The organism is Methylocaldum sp. GT1TLB (assembly GCF_051027445.1).
Taxonomy (GTDB): Bacteria; Pseudomonadota; Gammaproteobacteria; order Methylococcales; family Methylococcaceae; genus Methylocaldum.
This window is the reverse complement of the sequence record NZ_CP194898.1, coordinates 1850109-1869196: the sequence shown is the minus strand read 5'-3', so window position 1 is coordinate 1869196 and position 19088 is coordinate 1850109. Positions and strand designations below refer to the sequence as shown.

Below are 19088 nucleotides of genomic sequence, written 5' to 3'. Positions count from 1 at the left end.
GCGTGAGCCGCATCGCAGAACGGCGCATGACGATATAACCATTTCGATAAAAACTTGGCCTTTTTAGAAGCATCGTTTATTATGAAACGGCATCGTTCCTAAAATAACCAATATGGAGGTGAAGGATGCAGAAGCTTCGACTGATTGCTAACTCCCTTCTGTCGATCTATCTGGCGTCTTCCTGTACTGTTGGTCATGCCAGAACGGCAAGTCCAAAAAGCCTTGCAAGCTCTCAAAAAGGCATTGCATCGTACTACAGCGATCGTTTCCACGGCCGGCGGACGGCCAGCGGCGAGCGTTACAACCGGAACGGCCTCACCGCAATGCATCGGTCGCTACCATTCGGTACCCGACTCCGGGTGACCAATCTCAGCAATAACCGTAGCATAGAGGTGCGCGTGAACGACCGCGGTGATCCGGCGAATAGGCGTCTGCTCGATCTCTCGCGGCGCGCGGCCAAAGAGCTCGGATTCATAAGAGCGGGACTCGCTCAAGTGAAGCTTGAGGTGATCCAACCGGGAGATGGTTAATTGGCGCCTCGTCCGTGATAAGGGCCATTTTTTATTTTTCGCCGTAGGAAAACGGCTCTGAGCGTACCGGTTACCGACCGTAGCCCAAGGATTCTATATCCACCAGACGGCCGTTCTCGAATCGAAGCAGCTGCACGAACCGATTCGGACCGAAGTCGTAGGTCCATTCGTCGATCATGACCGGCACGTATTGCCCCAACTCCAAGCCCGAACCGTACAATTTCACATACCTGAGCTCGATGCGGGAGTCCGTGAATACGGGCTCGCCGCACTTGCGAAGCACCTCGAACTTATAATCGCCAGTGTTTACCAGTAAAGAGCCGCAACGTAGCGCCCAGGCAGCCGGGGCGGACAGGCATAGAAACAGACCGAGAGGAATGATGGTTTTTCTCATGAATGCTTAGAGTATGACGTGCCGCGTATTCTTGACCAAAATTCTCGGAAAATTCATAATGCAGTTAGATTCTATGCGCGTATCAAGGTTACGGTTTGTATGAGCAAAGAGCCCATTAAATTTACTGACAGCGCCGCGGCCAAGGTGAGCCAACTGATAGCGGATGAAGGAAACGAAAACCTGAAGCTGCGGGTTTACATTACCGGCGGCGGCTGTTCGGGTTTTCAATATGGCTTTACTTTTGATGACACGGTCAATGAAGACGACACGCAAATTGTGAAGAACGGTGTCATTGTCTTGATCGATTCCATGAGCATCCAATATCTGACCGGTGCCGAGATCGACTATACCGAGGACTTATCCGGATCTCAATTCGTTATTCGGAATCCCAATGCGGCCACAACGTGCGGTTGCGGTTCGTCCTTCTCGGTTTAAGCGTTCTCGTTCCAAAAACTTTCGCAAAGTGCCGGTAGGGGACCAATTCCACGCGTATTGGGTCGTCCGCTTCGTGGCTGCCAAGCACGCCGATGGATTGCAGACGAACGGGTGCTGGAAATCAGGGCTAACATATCGGCACCAGCATTACCGGAAACGTTACCCATACGATCGCCAGCAGTGCCAGCCCCCCGAAGGAGACGGTCATCCAGTCGATGAAAGCGGGTGTCGCGGACTGCGGGCGGTGCCGGTGAAGATTCCGCCAGGCGGGGACAAGTATGATCAGAATCCCCGCGATCGCCATCACCGTAGCAATGGTGACCATCCATGCAACGATGCCCACCCCGAGCCAGCTTAAATTCTGAACCCCCCGGGCACACACCAGGGCAGTGGCGATGTAGACAACCCCGAAATGGGCACCCCAGATCAAGACGCCCGAGAGCATCCGAAGCGTGTTTGTGACGAAGTGGAGTGCGGCAGCCATGGCGGTTCACCCCAGGAAGCGCGGAGACAGATGGACCACGGCTAATGCAATCAGGCCCTGAACGACCGTGTAATGCCAGAACAGCATGGTGTTGTCGAAAGTGGCCCTGCGTTCGCGGTTTATGAGTCCGCACACCGAGCGGGCGAAGGTATAGAGGCCCATGATGACCACCACGGTAACGAAAAATCCCTGAATCGAGATGACGGTATAAACGATCGCGGCATAGCCGGAATCGGTCGGCCGCAGGCCTATCTGCCATTGGCCCCACAACTCAGGCACCAGGGCACCGACGAGCAGCGGTACGGCTAAGAGCAGGGCGAGGCGCACCGTCCAAGACCGATTCGATTTCAATGCATGACTGGCGTAGGCGATGGCAGCACTGCTGAATGCCGAAAGGCCTCCCGCCGCGAGCGGATAAGCCACTTCCGGCAGCGATTCTCCGCCCTTGGGCCAGAACCCCGGCGCTACGGTCCACAGGAAATAATACGAGAAGATCAGGCAGGCGAAGAGGGAGGCCGAGACTATCATCAGCACGACCATGGCCCACCGGGAATGCGACATGGGGCCGGTCACGTAGACCGGCAGCTTGATGCCGCCGCCGATGTCCACGGGAGGGTGGCTGGGGCCGGGGTCGGTTTCCCATGCCCACCGGATGATCATGGCGATGGCGAACACGCCGAAGAACAGTGCAGGCACCACTACCTTCACCGTCAGGAGCAGAAAGAACGCCGCCGTTCCGAAGGCCGCCAACACCGGGAACCAGCTCCCTGCCGGCATCTGCAAAATGTACAGAGGCCGGGCATCGATGGGACTGGTGACGACGGTCTCGCGCGCGCCGGTAGGCGCGCCCGGCAGGTAATAGCGGCCGGCCTCGACGTCCTCCGCCAGATTCGGCTGATCCCAAAGCGGCTCGCGGCTTTCGACGATGGGAATGCTGCGCATGGCGTAATCGCCGCCGGGCAGCCATTCGAGGGTGCCTGCATCCCAGACGTTGCCCGCCTTTTCCGGACGGAAGGGTCGGAAGTTGCGAATGAGATCGACCAGGAACACCAGAACGCCGGCACCGATGAGGAAAGCGCCGAAAGTCGAGATCAGGTTGAGGGTGTCCCAGCCGACTTCCGCCGAATAGGTATAGACCCGCCGCGGCATACCCAGCAGCCCGGTGATGTGCATCGGGAAGAACGCCGTGTTGAAGCCGATGAACATCAATCCGCACACCCAGCGGCCCAGTTTTTCCGAGAGAGGCTTCGTGCTCGCATAGGGCGCCCAGTAATAGAACACGCCGAACAGCGGGAACACCATGCCGCCGAACAACACGTAGTGCAGATGCGCCACCACGAAATAGGTGTCGTGCACCTGCCAGTCGAAGGGCACGATCGCCACCATCACCCCGGTCAGCCCGCCCAGCACGAAAATGAACAAAAAAGCCAGGGTGAACAGCGCCGGCACCGTGAGTTTCAAGCGTCCGGCCGCAATGGTGGCGATCCAGGCGAACACCTGTATGCCGCTCGGAACCGACACCGCCATGCTGGCCGCCGAGAAATAGCTCATGGAAATCTGCGGCAGTCCCACGGCGAACATATGGTGCACCCACAGGGCGAAGCTCAGGAAACCCGTGCCCACCAGGGCCAGCACCACCAATCGGTATCCTACCAAGTGCTTGCGCACCATGGTGGGTATGATCATCGAGACGATTCCCGCGGCCGGTAGGAAGATGATGTAGACCTCCGGGTGACCGAAAAACCAGAAGAGATGTTGCCAGAGCAGAGGATCGCCGCCCTTCTCGGCCACGAAGAACGGCCACTCGAAGCTGCGCTCCAGCTCCAGAAGCGCGGTGCAGAGGATCACCGCCGGGAAGGCGACCATGATCATCCCGGCGAACACCAGCATGGCCCAGCAATAGATCGGCATCTTATCGAGGCTCATGCCGGGCGCGCGGTTGAGCAGCACCCCTACCACGATCTCGATGGCCGCAGCGATGGCCGTGATTTCGATGAAGCCGATGCCGAGCAGCCAGAAATCGGAGTTGTCGCCGGGCGAGAATTGATAACTGGTCAGCGGCGGATACATGAACCAGCCGCCCTTGGGCGCCAAGTCGAAAAACAGGCTGCAGAAGAACGCCAGCCCACCCGCGAAATAAGCCCAGAAGGCATAGGCCGACAGCCGCGGGAAGGGCAGGTCGCGCGCCGCCTGCATGTTGGGCAGGATGAGAACTCCCAGCGCTTCCACCGCCGGCACGGCGAACAGGAACATCATGATGGTGCCGTGCATCGTGAAGATCTGGTTATAGGTGTCCTGCCCCAGAAGATCGTTTTCCGGCACCGCGAGCTGGGTGCGCATCAGGAGCGCCAGCACGCCGGCCAGCAAGAAGAACAGAAAGGCCGTGCCGACGTAGAAGATGCCGATGTACTCGTTGTTGACGACGGTGATGAAGTTCCAGCCCGATGGTGGCCGCCAAATCTTTTTGAGCAGGGAAAGCTCTTCGTCCGGGCGGGGCACAGGGTTCGGAAATTCCTGATTCCGGTCCATCCATGTCTCCTCAGCGCAATCGATACAGCAGGAATATCCCGCCGAGATAAATCAAGAGCACGGCCAGCGAGTCGTAGCCCATGCGCAGGATCGTCCGATCCCGGCGCTCGACCAAACCGGCGATGTACAGCGTCGTCACGACAATCCCTAAAAGGGCCGCGAAAGATGAAAACCGTCCCACCTGGTTCAGCACCGGGCCGTCCGGATAGACGGCATCGATCAAAAAAATCATGCCGACGTTGAACAGATTGGTGCCGAAGATATCGGAAACCGCCATCAGATAACGCCCTAGGTGCATCGCCGCCAGTACGGTGCTGACTTCCGGCAAGGAGGTCGAAAAGCCGACAAAAACGGCGCCGAAGAAGCTCGAGCCCAGCCCGCTCTGCTCGGCGAGGGTTTCACCGGAACGCGATAGCGCATAGCCCGCCACCAGAATCGCCAAACCGGCAAGCACCGTCTTGCCGAGAATTTTTCCAAACGGACGTTCGGGTTCCTCCTCCGTTTCGTCGCGTTGGGCCGGATGTCCTCTGTGCTGTCCCTCAAGTCCCTGATGGGGACGCTTCGGAGCGCGTCGTTGATGCCAGCCCAGCCCGTCCGGCCGCCAGGGAAAGCGGCCCTGAGATTTGGCGAGCATCCAGATGGCCCCGAAATAAAAAAGGAGAATGCTCCATGCCCAACCGCCGATGCCGAGGAACGCCGTGTCGCCCACGATCACGGCCGCGGACACCAGAGCGAGCAGCAGTACGCCCAGTGCCCCTTGCAAGATCACGACCGGATCGGGAATGACCGAAGTCAGAGCGTCCCGCCCGATGACGGCGTCGGCCAGCGCCAGGATGACGACGTTGATCGCGAGACTGCCGAGGATGTTGTTCACTGCCAGCGGCGCATTGCCGGCGGCGGACGAGGCGACCGTGACCGCGACCTCGGGCAGCGAAGTGATGCCGCCCAAAAGGATCAATCCGGCTGCTGCATGGCCGATGCCGGTATGCTCGGCGATGGCATCGGCATAGTGCGAGACCTTGGTGCCGGCAATCCAGACGATGCCTGCCGAAACCGCGAACATCACGATGTTGAGCCAGAGCGAATAATTCTTGAAATCGAAAGGCATCAGCTCGGGTTCTCCAAATAAGCCGTCGGCCGATGCGCGTGGAAGCGCCGCGGCCGGCATCCGTGAAATCCACTCGAAGATTCAGCTCTTGCGCTGTCCTCCGTAAAGCGGTACCGGCGGTGCTGCCGTCGCATACACCGAGCGGCGCATCTAACCAACCTTGTGCCAGAGAGTAAGCTCCATCGGCTCGGCCAACAGCGTTTCGGCCAGCGTAATCCAATGTCTGATATGTGGCGCGTCGAGATGCCTTCTGAGGTCCTCCTCGCACACCCAGTTCTCATGGAAGAGAAAACGCGAATCGTCATCGGCAGCCTGGTGCATGTCATAATTCATGCAGCCTTTTTCCGAGCGGGTCGGGGCGAGGAGGTTCATGAGCTCCCGCTTGACCTGCGCCTCCATGCCGGGTTTGGCTACGATTCGAACGATAACCGTCACGGGTTTGCTTGCCATGTTTCGCTCCTTTATCGGAGTGCCGGTTGCGATCCATGATTTCAGGGACGCTGCGGACGGAGATGTTCGACAATCCCGGAACCGCGTTCATCTCCGGTTCTCCGAATAAGCCGCCGGCGGACGCGCGGGCTGACGCTGGGCGGTAAGCCAGGCATCGAAATCCTCCGGCGTTTCGACCACCGCCAGGAAGGCCATATTGGCGTGCTGGGCGCCGCAATACTCGGCGCACTGCCCGCGCCACACGCCCGGCCGGTCGGGGCGGATACGCAGCGTGGTGATACGGCCGGGAATCATGTCGACTTTTCCGGCCAGGTTGGGCAGCCAGAAACTATGGATGACATCGGCGGTGCGCAGTCTGAATTCCACGAGCCGACCGGCCGGAAGGTGGATCTCGTTGGCGGTGGCGACATCGACATGGTCCGCCTCGGTCAGGTAATTCACCCGCCACCAAAACTTCTCGCCGACGACCTCGATCCGCAGGGCCGGAGGTTCCGACGGGGTGACGATATCCCCGGCGATTCTCAGCGTATAGACCAAGAGCGCGGACAACAGGACCACGGGAAACGCGAGGCCGCCGATAAGGACTGCTCGGCGATGGCCCAGCAAGCGGCCGGCGCGTTCCGATCCGGACATCGAATAAACAGTCAGCGCCATGACCAAAACGAAAATGACCGCGGCTCCCCAGTACAGCAGCCAGCCGATGGCATCAATTTCGGATGCGGTCGGCGAATGCGGATCGATGGCGGATTGAAGGCCGGCGCCGGCAGATGCCGGCAGCGTTGCCAGGAGCAAGGCCGAACCAAGACGGGCGGTCATGGTAAGCCGGAACGCGGGCCGTCCGGCCGAACGCATCGACAGCCGGCACTAACCGCAATGCGGAGAGTCGAAAATGCTATAGCGTCGGAAGACGTTCCATTCCCGATGGTCATCGGTCACTCCCCTGGCCGAATATCGAGCCGTTAGGCTGGCGCCGTTCTCTCGAATTTTGGAGCGTACTCACAAGAGACCATGGCACCTTCCCGAAAGTTTCTGATCCATGCGCTCATCACTCTCGTCATCCTGGGTGGATTCGGAGTATTGGGCGCGGCCATCGTCGTTCTCACCGGCGTGTACAACGTCGCTGCCATTTATCAACACACTTGGCCGGTTTACGAGATGCTGGATTTCGCATTGGATCGGTCGGTCTCGGCCCGCCTCGGCGGCATCGCGGCGCCGCCCCTGGACGATCCCCTCCTGGCGGAACGCGGCTTCCGCATTTACCGGGACAAATGCGCGCAATGCCATGGCGCGCCGGGTGTGCCTCCCGACGATGCCGGCAAGGGGATGCTGCCGCTGCCCAACAATCTGGCACAAACGGCGCGCGAAAAATCGGCCGAATACATCTATTGGGTGGTCGCCAACGGAATCCGCATGACCGGCATGCCCGCCTGGCAGTATCGCCTCGACGAGGAGGAGCTGTGGGCGGTGGTGGCGTTCGTAGAACGGTTGCCGGAGTTTTCCCCGAAGGAGTACGCGGAATGGGATCGAAAGACCGGCGGGCGATAAGAAGAATCAAAGGAGCGGGCGGACTCTTCGCGGCACTGGCTCTTCTGAATGCCTGCGGCCGCGCCGATCAGCCCTTGTTCGTCACCGGCGGAGACCCGGCCCGGGGGCGGATCGCCTTGCAGCAATATGCCTGCGCGACCTGTCACATCATTCCCGGCATCGTCGGCGCCAAGGGTTTGGCCGGGCCGCCCCTGACCGCTTGGGCCAATCGCATCTACATCGCCGGCGTTCTGCCCAACACTCCGGACGACCTGGTTCTGTGGCTTCGGGACCCGCAGCGGATATCGCCCGGCACGGCCATGCCCGACTTGGGTGTGACCGAGCATGACGCATGGGACATGGCGGCGTATCTCTTCAGCCTGAAATGATCCCGCAGGCGGTCGGCGCTCATGCTCGATAATCGAGGATGCACGCGCAGGCGGAAGAGAGAAAATCCGCCCGAGAACTTTTACGGTATCGAACGACCTAAAAAGTGACGTCGCGACTCGAGAAGCACACTGCGGGAGGAACTCCATGGAACGGCTTGGCCGACTTTGCGCTCTTGGCGCCGTTCTGATCATGATGTCGGCGGGATGCGAGCCCGTGCCGGCACCGCGACTTGCGCAAGCGCCGGCAGCGGCCTACCAGGCGTCCAATCCCGGCGCCGCCATAGGACAAAGCGGCAGGCCGACTCTGGCGCCCATGCTGGAAGCCGTATTGCCCGCCGTGGTCAATATTTCGACGACCTCGACGGTGAACGTGCAGGAGAATCCGCTGTTCAACGATCCGTTTTTCAGACGGTTCTTCGACTTGCCGAACATGCCGCCGCGCCAACGGCAACAGCAGAGCCTCGGCTCCGGCGTGATCGTGAACGCCGAAAACGGGCTTATCCTCACCAACCACCACGTCATCGCCAATGCCGACCAAGTGACCGTGACCCTGCAGGACGGAAGGGATTTCGAGGCTACGGTGGTGGGCGCCGATTCCGAGACCGACGTGGCGGTCGTCAAAATCGACGAGAAAAACCTTACGGCTCTGCGGTTCGGCGACTCGCAATCCTTGCGGGTCGGAGATTTCGTGGTGGCTATCGGCAGTCCTTTCGGCTTGAGCCAAACCGTGACTTCCGGCATCGTCAGCGCGCTGGGTCGTTCCGGTTTGGGCATCGAAGGCTACGAAGACTTCATCCAGACCGACGCCTCGATCAATCCCGGCAATTCCGGCGGCGCCCTAGTCGACCTGAATGGGGAACTGGTCGGGATCAATACCGCCATCGTCGGCCCGGCCGGGGGCAATGTCGGCATCGGTTTCGCGATCCCGAGCCATCTCGCCCAAGCCGTCATGCAGCAGATCGTCCAGTACGGCGAAGTTCAGCGAGGTCAACTCGGGATCGGAGTCCAGGATTTGACTCCCGAGTCGGCGAAAGCCTTGGGCCTGGAGCGGAGCGGCGGCGCCGTGATTGCCCAGGTTCAGCCGGATTCGCCTGCCGCCCAAGCGGGGCTGCGTCCCGGCGACGTCGTGGTGGCGGTCGATGGTGCTCCCGTGGCCAATGCCAGCAGCTTGCGCAATATTATCGGCCTGCTTCGAGTCGGTTCCGAAATCAAGCTGGATTTCCTCCGAAATGGCCAAAAGCGGACGGCGACGGCCCGGATAGCCCAACCACCGGCCCGGCGGCGGTGAGGAAACCTCGGAGCGGCTGTCTCAATGGTTATGGACGAAACTCTATTTCACTCGCGGAGACATGGACATGGGCAGCATCTTGCGATTCTTGGGCAGCGCGATCGGCATCATCTTCCTGATCGGGTTATTGGTCGTGATCGGGATTCTTATGCTCATTTTCTGATCGGAGCGTCGCATGCGGAAATTTAGGCGCCTTCGGTTCGGGATTGTGGCCGGGGCGCTGTCCGCCGTGGCGGGCCTGAATGTGACGGCCAGGGAGTCCGTGCCTCCCTCCGCGCCCGATACCGACGCTCGCCCGCCGATTACGGAGGAGCCCAGCGCTTTGCCGACGGTCCTGATCGTGCCCGGATCGTTCAGCGCCGAGCGGGTCGCCGACGGTTGCTGGGTACAGTTCTACACGGGCGACCGTTTTACCGGAATTCAACTGAACATCGTCGGCCCGGTCGAGATGCGCACCATGAAAGGTCCGTTCGGCGCCCGCTGGACCGGCCTGGAAAGCGTCATAGTCGGACCGCGCGCCCAGGTAACCGCCTTCGACGACGAAGACTTCGAAGACCATAGCCTGTCGTTCGAACCGGGACAGCAAATCCCCGACTTGGGGGAAAGACGGGGACGCAGCGGGCTGGGGATTTTCGAAGATATCAAGTCGTTGCGGGTGACTTGTTTGCCGCGCCGCTGATGCGGCGAATGGCACGGCGTTTGGCGCATGAAACGGAGAGCGCGTTCGGCAGTGGGGGCCGATGGCGGATCTTGGTAGGACTCGCCGTTCTGGCTGTCTTGGCGTTGGTCGCTTATTGGCTCTGGTCGCAGATTGTCGGTAAACGCGGATCGGCTGAACCGTTCGAGATCCCTCCCGTCACCGTGACGGCAGCCCGTGCCGAGCCGGAGATCTGGCGGACCGAGTTGGACGCCATCGGCAACCTCGTCGCCGTGCACGGGGTGCAAGTGACCACCGAGGTGGCGGGCATGGTGGAAACCATCGGGTTCGAATCGGGCGCCGAAGTGGAGCAGGGCGCGACCCTGGTGCAATTCAAGACCGATGTGGACCTGGCGCGGCTGGAGCGCCTCGAGGCCGAGGCCGAACAGGCGCGCCGCGATCTGGCTAGGTTCCGCGAACTGGCGCAGCGGCGCTTCGTATCTCAATCCGAACGGGAGCAGGCGGCGACCCGGGTGGAAACCTTTGAAGCCCAGGTTAGGGAACAGCGGGTCCTGATCGGCAAAAAGCGGATCGAGGCACCGTTCAGCGGGGTTCTCGGACTCCGTTACGTCAATCTGGGACAATATCTTGAACCCGGACAGGCCGTGGTCGATTTGCAGTCGATCGCCCCCATCTACACGGATTTCACCTTACCCGGACGTCATTACGGCGTTATCGGACCGGGACTGCCCGTCCGGGTGCGGGTCGACGCCTACCCCGATCAGGTTTTCGAAGGCGAAATCAGCGCGGTCAGCCCGCAGATCGACCGGGAAACCCATAATTTCAGCGTGCGCGCTACGCTCCCCAACCGCGAACGCCTGCTCCGGCCGGGCATGTTCACCGACGTGGTCGTGACGCTTCCCGATGAGCGCCGGGTGCTGGCAGTTCCCAACACGGCGATCAGCTACAGCCCGTACGGCGACGTCGTGTTCGTGATACGGGAAGGGGGCGGGGCGGCTCCGGCACTGCCGGCCGGCGGTGCCGACGATAGCGGAAATCCGGACGATTCGGCGGTTTCTTCCGCTCGGGCTCCGGACCAGCGTATCCATCGGGTCCAACGGGTTTTTGTCACCACCGGCGAGCGCCGGGGTTTGCGCGTCGAAATCCTGAAGGGCGTCGCGCCCGGCGACCGGGTGGTCACATCGGGTCAGCTCAAGCTCAGCGACGGGGCGCGGGTGCTCATCTCGGACCGGGACGTGCTGCCGGAAGTCGACCCCATACCGAAGGGACCGTGATGGGCGGCTTTACCGATCTCTTCATCAAGCGGCCGGTGCTGGCCTCGGTGGTCAGCCTGGTGATTCTGATGCTGGGATTGCGGTCGATTCTAACCCTCAATGTCCGCGAGTATCCCGAGACCTACTCCTCGGTCATCACCATTTCGACCCCTTATTTCGGCGCCGACGCGGAACTGGTCAGAGGATTCATCACCACGCCCCTGGAACAGGCCATCGCCACCGCCGAGGGCATCGACTATCTCGAATCCACCAGCGTCCAGGGTACCAGCACCATCCGGGCGAGGCTTTTGCTCAATTACGATCCCAACGCCGCGGTGGCCCAGATCATCACCAAGATCAACCAAGTGCGGAACCAGTTGCCGCCCGGCAGCGAGGACCCCATCGTCACCGTTACTCCGGGCGAGCCGACCGCCGCCATGTACATCGCCTTTTACAGCGAGGTGCTGGAACGCAACCAGGTGACCGATTATCTCAACCGCGCCGTTCGGCCGCGCCTGGAGACCCTGGTCGGCGTTCAGGAGGCGCCGGTCCTGGGCGGGCAGACGGTGGCCATGCGCATCTGGCTGGACCCGAAGCGCATGGCGGCATTCCGGGTCACGCCGACAGACGTCCGCGCGGCGCTCGAGGCCAACAACTTCATCGCGGCGGTGGGCGCGACCAAGGGAGCGACCCTCTCGATCTCGCTGGATGCCGCGACCAACCTGCATTCGGTGGAGGAGTTCGAGCGGCTGGTGGTGCGGGAGGACAACGGCGCGCTGATCCGGTTGCGGGACGTGGCGGAGGTGTCCCTGGGTGCCGAATCGTACGAAACCTCGGTGTATTTCGACGGGGTTCCGGGGGTGTTCATCGCCGTGGAAGCGGCGCCCACGGCCAATACCCTGGACACGGCGGCGCGCGTGCGCGAAGTCTTTCCCGATATCCAGCGGCAATTGCCCGCGGGCATCCGCGGCGTCATCGTCTACGACAGCACCGACTTCATCCGCGACTCGATGCGCGAGGTGCTGGTTTCGCTGGCCGAGGCGCTGAGCATCGTGACCGGGGTCATCTACCTGTTCCTGGGATCGGCCCGCGCTGCGCTGGTGCCCGCCGTGGCCATGCCGCTGTCGCTGGTGGGCTCGCTGTTCCTGATCCTGGTCATGGGGTTCACCATCAATCTCCTGACCCTCTTGGCGCTGATCCTTGCCATCGGCATGGTGGTGGACGACGGCATCGTCATCGTGGAGAACGTCCACCGCCACATGGAGGAGGGCAAGAGCAGGTTCGAGGCCGCCCTCGAAAGCGGGCGCGAACTAGCGGCGCCCATCGTCGCCATGAACATCGTGGTGGTGGCGGTGTATGCGCCCATAGGCTTCATGACCGGGCTCACCGGAAATCTCTTCACCGAGTTCGCCTTCACGGTGGTCGGGGCGACGCTGATCTCGGGCGTCGTCGGCCTGACCCTGTCGTTCATGCTGTGCTCCAAGCTGCTCAGGCGGGAAACCGGGAAACGCGGGCTCAGCCGCCGGGTGGACGCAGGCTTCGGATGGGTGGCCGAGCGTTACGGCCGCCTCCTCCATTACACTTTGGAGCAGCGCTGGTTGGTGCTGCTGTTCGGAGGCGTCGTACTGGTCGCCTGCTTTTTTCTCTATACCGCCGCCGAGGACGAACTGGCGCCGACCGAGGACCAAGGCTTTCTCATCGTGCAGGCCACCGCCGATCCCAACGTCTCCATCGACTACCTGGAACGCTGGACCGGCCGGGTCGGCGAGATCATTCAGGATTTCGACGCCACCGATCATTCGTTCGTCATCAACGGCGTGGCGCCGGGCGGAGGCGGCGTGGGCAGCGCCTATCAGGCTTTCGCCGGCATGTCGATGAAGGACTGGGAGGAGCGGGCGCAGAGCCAATTCGACATCATGCCCGAATTGCAGGATCGGGTGAACGGCGTCGCCGGCCTCCAGAGCGCGGTGTTTCCGCCGCCCGCGCTGCCGGGCGCCGGCGGCGGAACCCCGGTACAGTGGGTCATCGGTACCACCGAGGAAACCGAGGCGCTCTACGATGCGGTGCAGCGGGTGCTGGAGCGGGCGCGGCAAAGCGGCAAATTCGACTTCATCGAAACCGATCTGCATTACGACCGGCTCCAGGTGCGGGTGGAGATCGACCGTGCCAAGGCGGCCGATCTCGGCATCGACATGCAGCAATTGGGCGGCGATCTTTCCACGCTGCTGAGCGCCGGCTATGTCAATTATTTCAGCGTCCGTGACCGTAGCTATCGGGTCATTCCCCAGGTGGAACGCGTCTATCGGCTTCGCCCCGAACAGCTCGAGAATTATTATCTCCGCGCCCGGAACGGCAGCCTGATTCCCGCCTCGACCATTGTCCACCTCACCCAAACGATCCAGCCGAGGGAACTGGCCCGGTTCAACCAGCTCAACGCGGCCACCTTGTCCGGAGTCCCGGCGCCGGGAGTGACGCTCGGCGAAGCGGTGGAGTTCCTGAGGACGACCGTGGCCGAAATCTTGCCCGGCGGCGGATATGTCACCGACTGGAAGGGGCAGTCGCGGCAGTACGTCCAGGAGGGCGCGGAACTGGTCACCGCGTTTTTCCTGTCGGTGATCCTGATCTATCTGGTCCTTGGCGCGCAGTTCGAAAGCTTCCGCGATCCCGCCATCATGCTGGTGAGCGTGCCCATGTCGCTGGCCGGGGCGCTGCTGTTTATGGCGCTCGGGGTGGTCACCGTCAATATCTACACCCAGGTGGGCCTGTTGACGCTGATCGGCTCCATCATCCGCCACGGGATTCTCCTGGTGGAATTCGCCAACGAGGTCCAGCGGCGCGAGGGGCTGGACCGCCGCCGGGCGATGGAGACCGCGGCGGCGATCCGGCTCCGCCCGATCCTGATGACCACGATCGCGACCCTGGTCGGCATGATTCCGCTCTGGTTCGCGTCCGGACCCGGCGCCGAAAGCCGCTTCGCCATCGGCTTCGTGCTGGGCGCCGGCATGGCCATAGGCACGCTGTTCACGCTATTCGTGGTGCCGGCCTTTTATACCGTTATCGCCAGCGAGCGGGCCGGATCGGAAAAGGGTGAACAAGGTGAGGAGACCTGAAACCTGTTGTCGCTTAATCGTAGGACGCGGTGAGCTCTTCGAACCGCATCGATCGCTCTATCACCAATAATACGGACGACCATAATAGTCGTGGATCTCGATCTCGTAGCGGCGGTTGACCGGTTTTGTCGGATCGAACTCGGGCCCGTTGCGGATGCTTTCGGCATCGAGTTCGACATGCAGGCGCTGTGCGGTCCAATCGACTGAACCGAGCCAAGGCGTCGCCACCAGAACCTTGCGTCCCGGCAGCCAATGGCCCGTGTCGACCACCAGATAGCGCAGCGCCCAAGCCTGGTCGTCCACGATGAAATCGTCCACTTGGCCGATGTCCCGGTCGGTGGCGGCGATGTCGTAGCCGGTCACTTCCTCTACCGAACGCAAATGCTCTTCTTTCGGTTCCCGGATCTCGGTCCCGGGCACAGATGCCGGTGTCGGGTTGACGACTCCGCCGGGCCAGGGGTAAGCGCCGAAGCCGCCGGGACCCAAGCCATAGGGCGACAAGATGCCGGTGTAAGGGGGCTGCGAGTAGTGTCGCCAGTACTCGGCCTCGTACGCTCGGGATACCGGGGCGTGCTCGTCCAGCGGCGGAGAGTTTTCGATTTGCTGTTTGGTCAAACGCACGGGCAAACGCCTGTGGGTCCAATCCGGTTGGTCGAGAAACGCGGGCGAAACGACCACCTTGCGTCCGGGCAGCCATTTGGCGGTCTTGGCCACCATGAAGCGAACCACCCAATCGCGATCGTCGAACAGAAAATCGTCGCAGCGGCCGATGTCGCCGTCTTTCGCCCCCAGTACATATCCCACAATTTCCTTGACGCTTCTCAACATAAATCCTCCAAACTCGAGGTATCCGACATGCCGGATCGGCGCACTATTTGAAGCTGCCTCTTAGGTAACGAAACACGGCGGAAAGTTTCGGCACGAGCATTTAGCTCCCGTTCTCCGCTTCCTCGACGATCCGTTCTCTTTGCAGCCAGCGGGCCACCAGCCACCAGATCAATGCCCAGGCGGCTCCGATCATCCAGCCGGCGGCGACGTCGGACGGCCAGTGGACGCCCAAGTACACCCGGCTGAAGCCGACCAGCAAGCAGAGCACGACGGCCATCGTCAGCACGAAAAACTTGGTGCGCCGATCGGGCAGCACTCGGGCGAGCAGGGCGCCCAGAGTCAGATAAGTGGCGGTAGCCAGCATCGCATGGCCGCTGGGAAAGCTTGCGGTGTAGACGTATGCGCCATGGGGTACGAGATCGGGGCGGGGGCGGTCGAAGCCGAGCTTGAGCAAGGTGTTGATAAGCAGGCCGCCGCCGACGGCGATAGCCAAGAGGAGCACGGTCCGGTGTTTTCGCAACAGGGCGAGATAGCCCGCCGCGCCCAGCGTGATGAATAGGATCACGCTAACGCCGCCCAAGGCGGTGAAATCCCGGAACATTTCCTCGACCCATCGCGGGCCGATCGGGTCGGCCGGGTCGGCGGGATTCCGCAAGGCCAGCAGGATGGCGGTGTCGACGGCGCGCGTCTGACCTTCGGCGACCTCGTCGGCGAGTTCGATGAACCCCCAGATTCCCGCCCCGGTTAAGAGAATCAGCACAAGGGTTCGAAACTCGCGAGCAACGGCGGATCCCGCGGCGCCGAGCAGCGGCCTGAGCGCGACGATGAATCGTTGAGACATGGACATGGCGAACGCTTGTATCTCGATTGATGATCATGATTTGGACAATTCCATGGACTCTCCGGCACGGCGGGGCGGGGATAATTCCACTTTCCGCTTGGTCCTTATTAGTAAGTCCCCGTAAAAGCGCCTTTCATTCGACCGAACCGGCGGGGAGCTCGCAATATGCTGTCGGCAGCTCGATCGAGTTCTACGGCAAGGCCGGAATGCCGGCAAGGGGCGTAATAATGGATCATGAGACCAGCGAGACACGGACTCCCAGCGGACTGCTGACCAAGCGGACGCTCATCGTCGCAGTCGCGGGTACGGCCGTCATTGCGCTGCTTCTGGCGGTTTGGCAGGTGTCGCAGATTCTTTTGCTGGTTTTCGCGAGTCTCCTCCTGGCCCTGTTCCTCCGCACGCTTGCCGAGTTCATCACCCGGCATACGCCTTTGTCCATGAACTGGTCGCTGACGGTGGTGGTCTTGATACTGCTGGGCTTGCTCGTGCTGATCCTGGCGCTGTACGGACCCGCCATCGCCGACGGTTTTTACCAGTTGTTCCAGCAGTTGCCGGCGGCGCTGGACCGGCTACGGAACACGCTCGAGCAATATCCGTGGGGAACCGCGGTGATCGATAGGCTATCCAGGGCGGGTAGTACCCTCACAGATCCCGAGCAGCTATCGAAAATCGCCGGGATTTTTTCGACCGCATTCGGCGCCTTGGGCAGCCTCTTCATCGTGATCGTGCTGGGGCTTTATTTCGCCGCTGATCCCAAGACCTACATCGACGGCACGGTTCATCTGTTTCCCAAGGGGCGCCGAGGACAGGTTTGGGAGGCATTCAACCGGATGGGGAATGCACTCCGCTGGTGGCTGATCGGGCGAATCGCAGCCATGCTCGCCGTGGGGGTGTTGATCGGCGTCGGGCTGATGGCGCTGGGAGTGCCGTTCGCGTTTATTTTGGGTCTTGTCGCCGCCGCCCTGGATTTCGTGCCCAATATCGGGCCGCTGATTGCGGCCGTGCCGGCGATGATGGTCGGTCTCACCCAGGGCGGCCCGACGGTACTCTATGTAGCCATCCTCTATTTCGTGGTCCAGGCATTGGAAGGGTATCTGATCACGCCCTTCATCCAACAGAAGATTGTTTCCCTGCCGCCGGCTCTGCTGCTGACCGCCCAACTCATCATGGGCGCAAGCTTCGGCATCCTAGGACTTCTGCTCGCGCCGCCGCTGGTGGTGGTCATTATGGTGCTGGTGCAGATGCTGTATATGAGGGACGTATTGGGAGAATCCGTCGAGATGCCCTAAAGGCGGCTGGGTGGTTCGATTGTGATTTCTGTCGCAGGGGCCATTCCCACGCATGTGGGGAACAGATCCGAATGAGGCTAGCCGCGGATCGATCGTGCGCTGTCCGGAAAATGTTTCGGTTCAGCATCCGATCTCGTTGCTGTTTTCGGCAAGCAATGCACGTTCTTCTTCGCCGATCTCCGAATCCGCCGACGGCTTGGCCTTGTTCGCCGATACGTCCATCATGCTGGCGACCCGTTGCAGGCTGGAGAGAATGAGGGTTTGCTCCCAGTCGTTCAATTGCCGGAAGGCGGCCACGAAGTTGACGTGTAGCAGCGAGGGCGCGTGGCGGAGAGCCTCCCGGCCGGCGTCGGTGAGGGTGATGGTCAGGCGCCGCTTGTCTTCGGCGCTGCGCTCGCGCCGGATTTGGCCCTTCAGTTCCAGGCGGTCCAAAATAGACGTGATGGTTCCCTGGCTGAGGCTGACCGCCCGGCTGAGCTGGTGGGCGGTCAGCGCTCCGCGCTTTTCCAGGGCACGCAGCACCAGCAGCTGCGAGCCGGTCAGCCCAGCTTTCTGCAACTGCTTGGATTGCAAATCGAGCGCCTGTACGATGCGCCGGAGTTCCACCAGAACCTGCTCGTGAATTTCCATGGGAGCGCCGGTGAGCGGTTGAGCCTGTTTCACGCCATTGTTCCTGCCAGTCGGTGAGTGTGCGGGCCAGCTTCAGGCGGATGACATGCCGTCCGAAGCCGTTGACGATAGTTTTGAAGCCGGGCGCGTCCGGCTACCGTTTCGGGATTATATCTTCCATGATTCGCGCAGCCTTCGATAAAAGCTCAGATCGCGTTTGACCGCGCCCCTGACGCCGCAAATGAATCCGGCCAATTCCTGGGCCCGTTCCAGCGCGTCCTGCAAGGGCCAACGCCACATCAAGCCGACCAGCAGCGCGGCGCTGAACGCGTCTCCCGCGCCGACGGTGTCCACGACCTTTATCGACGCGTCGGGACGCACCCGAGCCGTGTTTCCGTTGGCGCAGACGGCGAATGCTCCCGATTCGCCCAGGGTCACCGCCACGTATTCCGCGTCGCAGAGGGCTCGCAAGGCTTCGGCGCGCTCTTCGGGAAGCTTGCCGGACAAGCCGTAAATATCGGTTACGGTGTCCAATTCCTGCGCGTTCAATTTAATCCAGTTCGCCCGTTCCAGCAGGGTCCACAAATGCTCGACGCTCCACCAGGGCGAACGGAGATTGACGTCGAGGAATATCGGGGGACGATGGCGTTTGATGAGATAATCGAGCGCCTGGCGCGAGACCTGATTTCTCACGGCGAGGGTGCCATGGTACAGGATGGCGCCTCCCGTCGGAAATTGAGGGACGTCGTGCGCTTCGATGAAGTCGTAGGCCCGCTCGGGTTGAATGCGGAACACGGGTTCCCCCTTCTCGATGTGCACCCGCACGGCTCCCGTCATGCGCTCGGGGTCGATTTGCACGCCCCGTTCGTCCAGATCCCAGTCGTGAAGCGCCTCGCGAACAAGTTTTCCACCCTCGTCCTCGCCGATACGGCTTATCAGCAAGGGTTGTATGCCCAGTCCCCGGAGGTGGCAGGCTACATTCAGCGGAGCCCCCCCCAGCACAACCGAGCCATCGGGAAAATGATCGAGCAGCAGTTCGCCGAAGAGGACCGGTCTCAGTGATACAGTGAATTCGGTCATGTCTACTTTGATGTCAAAATAAAATAAAGCTGAACGCCCTGTTCCGGCCGTCTAGGCTACCGGGCAAGGCGCGCTAATCAGTAGTTTTACCTATGGGAGTACGATAAATCGGGTTGACAGGTTCGTGCAAACATTTTGAAATCAAAAAATAGGGCGGGTATGTTGCACGTCTCCCGCTGCGGGAAGCGCTCCACGGCTGATTGTGGATACGGCCGACGCCTGAGCGTTTCGAATCGTTACGAAGAACAATCTCTGCTACCCGCCGAGTTAGTAAAAAATCTATTCCCGG

Annotated in this window: 19 protein-coding genes; 9 read left to right on the top strand and 10 right to left on the bottom strand. The window is 61.3% G+C overall.

Annotation, left to right across the window (positions count from 1 at the left end; genetic code table 11):
* The first annotated feature begins 125 nt into the window (after positions 1–125).
* Positions 126–530, top strand: a complete 405-nt coding sequence (locus tag ACR2R1_RS08065) for a septal ring lytic transglycosylase RlpA family protein (RefSeq protein ID WP_434113479.1) — start codon at positions 126–128, stop codon at positions 528–530.
* 70 nt (positions 531–600) lie between these two features.
* On the opposite strand, the gene ACR2R1_RS08060 is transcribed toward ACR2R1_RS08065, so the two are convergent.
* Positions 601–924 carry a DUF2845 domain-containing protein gene (locus tag ACR2R1_RS08060; protein WP_133718166.1) on the bottom strand — a complete coding sequence of 108 codons (324 nt, stop codon included), beginning with the start codon at positions 922–924 and terminating at the stop codon, positions 601–603.
* A gap of 99 nt (positions 925–1023) precedes the next feature.
* Between ACR2R1_RS08060 and erpA the strand changes: the two genes are divergently transcribed.
* On the top strand, positions 1024–1359 hold the full coding sequence (gene erpA, locus ACR2R1_RS08055) for an iron-sulfur cluster insertion protein ErpA (RefSeq protein WP_434114219.1): 336 nt from the start codon (positions 1024–1026) through the stop codon (positions 1357–1359).
* Positions 1360–1486: 127 nt separating this feature from the next.
* Here erpA and ACR2R1_RS08050 read toward each other — a convergent pair whose 3' ends face one another.
* The 5 genes from ACR2R1_RS08050 to coxB all read right to left on the bottom strand — a co-directional run bounded on the left by ACR2R1_RS08050 (position 1487) and on the right by coxB (position 6746).
* A complete protein-coding gene (locus tag ACR2R1_RS08050) occupies positions 1487–1843 on the bottom strand; it encodes a hypothetical protein (RefSeq protein ID WP_077730591.1) in 357 nt (118 codons plus the stop codon).
* A gap of 6 nt (positions 1844–1849) precedes the next feature.
* On the bottom strand, positions 1850–4372 hold the full coding sequence (locus ACR2R1_RS08045) for a cbb3-type cytochrome c oxidase subunit I (protein WP_434113476.1): 2523 nt from the start codon (positions 4370–4372) through the stop codon (positions 1850–1852).
* 10 nt (positions 4373–4382) lie between these two features.
* Positions 4383–5480, bottom strand: coding sequence for a sodium:calcium antiporter (locus ACR2R1_RS08040; RefSeq protein ID WP_347257518.1), 1098 nt, complete (start codon positions 5478–5480; stop codon positions 4383–4385).
* Between the two features lie 150 nt (positions 5481–5630).
* A complete protein-coding gene (locus tag ACR2R1_RS08035; RefSeq protein ID WP_347257519.1) occupies positions 5631–5930 on the bottom strand; it encodes a putative quinol monooxygenase in 300 nt (99 codons plus the stop codon).
* 87 nt (positions 5931–6017) lie between these two features.
* Positions 6018–6746 carry a cytochrome c oxidase subunit II gene (coxB, locus tag ACR2R1_RS08030; protein ID WP_434113473.1) on the bottom strand — a complete coding sequence of 243 codons (729 nt, stop codon included), beginning with the start codon at positions 6744–6746 and terminating at the stop codon, positions 6018–6020.
* A gap of 192 nt (positions 6747–6938) precedes the next feature.
* Between coxB and ACR2R1_RS08025 the strand changes: the two genes are divergently transcribed.
* The 6 genes from ACR2R1_RS08025 to ACR2R1_RS08000 all read left to right on the top strand — a co-directional run bounded on the left by ACR2R1_RS08025 (position 6939) and on the right by ACR2R1_RS08000 (position 14152).
* Complete coding sequence (locus tag ACR2R1_RS08025; protein WP_205780781.1) at positions 6939–7475, top strand: c-type cytochrome; 537 nt, start codon at positions 6939–6941, stop codon at positions 7473–7475.
* Positions 7448–7843 carry a c-type cytochrome gene (locus tag ACR2R1_RS08020; protein ID WP_133718174.1) on the top strand — a complete coding sequence of 132 codons (396 nt, stop codon included), beginning with the start codon at positions 7448–7450 and terminating at the stop codon, positions 7841–7843. The genes ACR2R1_RS08025 and ACR2R1_RS08020 overlap by 28 nt, the downstream gene beginning before the upstream one ends.
* Positions 7844–7988: 145 nt before the next feature.
* Complete coding sequence (locus tag ACR2R1_RS08015; protein WP_348529950.1) at positions 7989–9131, top strand: Do family serine endopeptidase; 1143 nt, start codon at positions 7989–7991, stop codon at positions 9129–9131.
* Between the two features lie 175 nt (positions 9132–9306).
* Positions 9307–9810: a beta/gamma crystallin domain-containing protein gene (locus ACR2R1_RS08010; protein WP_077730595.1), complete on the top strand. Its 504-nt coding sequence runs from the start codon at positions 9307–9309 to the stop codon at positions 9808–9810.
* 8 nt (positions 9811–9818) lie between these two features.
* Positions 9819–11063 (top strand): efflux RND transporter periplasmic adaptor subunit, encoded by a 1245-nt coding sequence (locus ACR2R1_RS08005; protein ID WP_434113468.1) that lies wholly within the window; start codon positions 9819–9821, stop codon positions 11061–11063.
* Positions 11063–14152, top strand: a complete 3090-nt coding sequence (locus tag ACR2R1_RS08000) for an efflux RND transporter permease subunit (RefSeq protein ID WP_434114216.1) — start codon at positions 11063–11065, stop codon at positions 14150–14152. The genes ACR2R1_RS08005 and ACR2R1_RS08000 overlap by 1 nt, the downstream gene beginning before the upstream one ends.
* Before the next feature lie 60 nt (positions 14153–14212).
* On the opposite strand, the gene ACR2R1_RS07995 is transcribed toward ACR2R1_RS08000, so the two are convergent.
* Together ACR2R1_RS07995 and ACR2R1_RS07990 are read right to left on the bottom strand one after the other, a co-directional pair.
* A complete protein-coding gene (locus tag ACR2R1_RS07995) occupies positions 14213–14980 on the bottom strand; it encodes a PRC-barrel domain-containing protein (RefSeq protein ID WP_434113465.1) in 768 nt (255 codons plus the stop codon).
* A gap of 100 nt (positions 14981–15080) precedes the next feature.
* Positions 15081–15827, bottom strand: coding sequence for a phosphatase PAP2 family protein (locus ACR2R1_RS07990; protein WP_434113463.1), 747 nt, complete (start codon positions 15825–15827; stop codon positions 15081–15083).
* A 221-nt stretch (positions 15828–16048) separates the two neighbouring features.
* Here ACR2R1_RS07990 and ACR2R1_RS07985 point away from each other — a divergent pair, with 221 nt between their 5' ends.
* Entirely contained in the window at positions 16049–17110 is a 1062-nt protein-coding gene (locus tag ACR2R1_RS07985) for an AI-2E family transporter (RefSeq protein WP_434113461.1), read from the top strand.
* Between the two features lie 120 nt (positions 17111–17230).
* On the opposite strand, the gene ACR2R1_RS07980 is transcribed toward ACR2R1_RS07985, so the two are convergent.
* Positions 17231–17773 carry a MarR family winged helix-turn-helix transcriptional regulator gene (locus ACR2R1_RS07980; protein WP_434113459.1) on the bottom strand — a complete coding sequence of 181 codons (543 nt, stop codon included), beginning with the start codon at positions 17771–17773 and terminating at the stop codon, positions 17231–17233.
* A 114-nt stretch (positions 17774–17887) separates the two neighbouring features.
* On the bottom strand, positions 17888–18799 hold the full coding sequence (locus ACR2R1_RS07975) for a carbohydrate kinase family protein (RefSeq protein WP_077730600.1): 912 nt from the start codon (positions 18797–18799) through the stop codon (positions 17888–17890).
* Between the last annotated feature and the right edge of the window lie 289 nt (positions 18800–19088).

Coding starts and splice junctions, on each gene's coding strand:
- ACR2R1_RS08065 (WP_434113479.1), top strand. CDS start 126: ATGCAGAAGCTTCGACTGATTGCTAACTCCCTTCTGTCGATCTATCTG.
- ACR2R1_RS08060 (WP_133718166.1), bottom strand. CDS start 924: ATGAGAAAAACCATCATTCCTCTCGGTCTGTTTCTATGCCTGTCCGCC.
- erpA (WP_434114219.1), top strand. CDS start 1,024: ATGAGCAAAGAGCCCATTAAATTTACTGACAGCGCCGCGGCCAAGGTG.
- ACR2R1_RS08050 (WP_077730591.1), bottom strand. CDS start 1,843: ATGGCTGCCGCACTCCACTTCGTCACAAACACGCTTCGGATGCTCTCG.
- ACR2R1_RS08045 (WP_434113476.1), bottom strand. CDS start 4,372: ATGGACCGGAATCAGGAATTTCCGAACCCTGTGCCCCGCCCGGACGAA.
- ACR2R1_RS08040 (WP_347257518.1), bottom strand. CDS start 5,480: ATGCCTTTCGATTTCAAGAATTATTCGCTCTGGCTCAACATCGTGATG.
- ACR2R1_RS08035 (WP_347257519.1), bottom strand. CDS start 5,930: ATGGCAAGCAAACCCGTGACGGTTATCGTTCGAATCGTAGCCAAACCC.
- coxB (WP_434113473.1), bottom strand. CDS start 6,746: ATGACCGCCCGTCTTGGTTCGGCCTTGCTCCTGGCAACGCTGCCGGCA.
- ACR2R1_RS08025 (WP_205780781.1), top strand. CDS start 6,939: ATGGCACCTTCCCGAAAGTTTCTGATCCATGCGCTCATCACTCTCGTC.
- ACR2R1_RS08020 (WP_133718174.1), top strand. CDS start 7,448: ATGGGATCGAAAGACCGGCGGGCGATAAGAAGAATCAAAGGAGCGGGC.
- ACR2R1_RS08015 (WP_348529950.1), top strand. CDS start 7,989: ATGGAACGGCTTGGCCGACTTTGCGCTCTTGGCGCCGTTCTGATCATG.
- ACR2R1_RS08010 (WP_077730595.1), top strand. CDS start 9,307: ATGCGGAAATTTAGGCGCCTTCGGTTCGGGATTGTGGCCGGGGCGCTG.
- ACR2R1_RS08005 (WP_434113468.1), top strand. CDS start 9,819: ATGGCACGGCGTTTGGCGCATGAAACGGAGAGCGCGTTCGGCAGTGGG.
- ACR2R1_RS08000 (WP_434114216.1), top strand. CDS start 11,063: ATGGGCGGCTTTACCGATCTCTTCATCAAGCGGCCGGTGCTGGCCTCG.
- ACR2R1_RS07995 (WP_434113465.1), bottom strand. CDS start 14,980: ATGTTGAGAAGCGTCAAGGAAATTGTGGGATATGTACTGGGGGCGAAA.
- ACR2R1_RS07990 (WP_434113463.1), bottom strand. CDS start 15,827: ATGTCCATGTCTCAACGATTCATCGTCGCGCTCAGGCCGCTGCTCGGC.
- ACR2R1_RS07985 (WP_434113461.1), top strand. CDS start 16,049: ATGGATCATGAGACCAGCGAGACACGGACTCCCAGCGGACTGCTGACC.
- ACR2R1_RS07975 (WP_077730600.1), bottom strand. CDS start 18,799: ATGACCGAATTCACTGTATCACTGAGACCGGTCCTCTTCGGCGAACTG.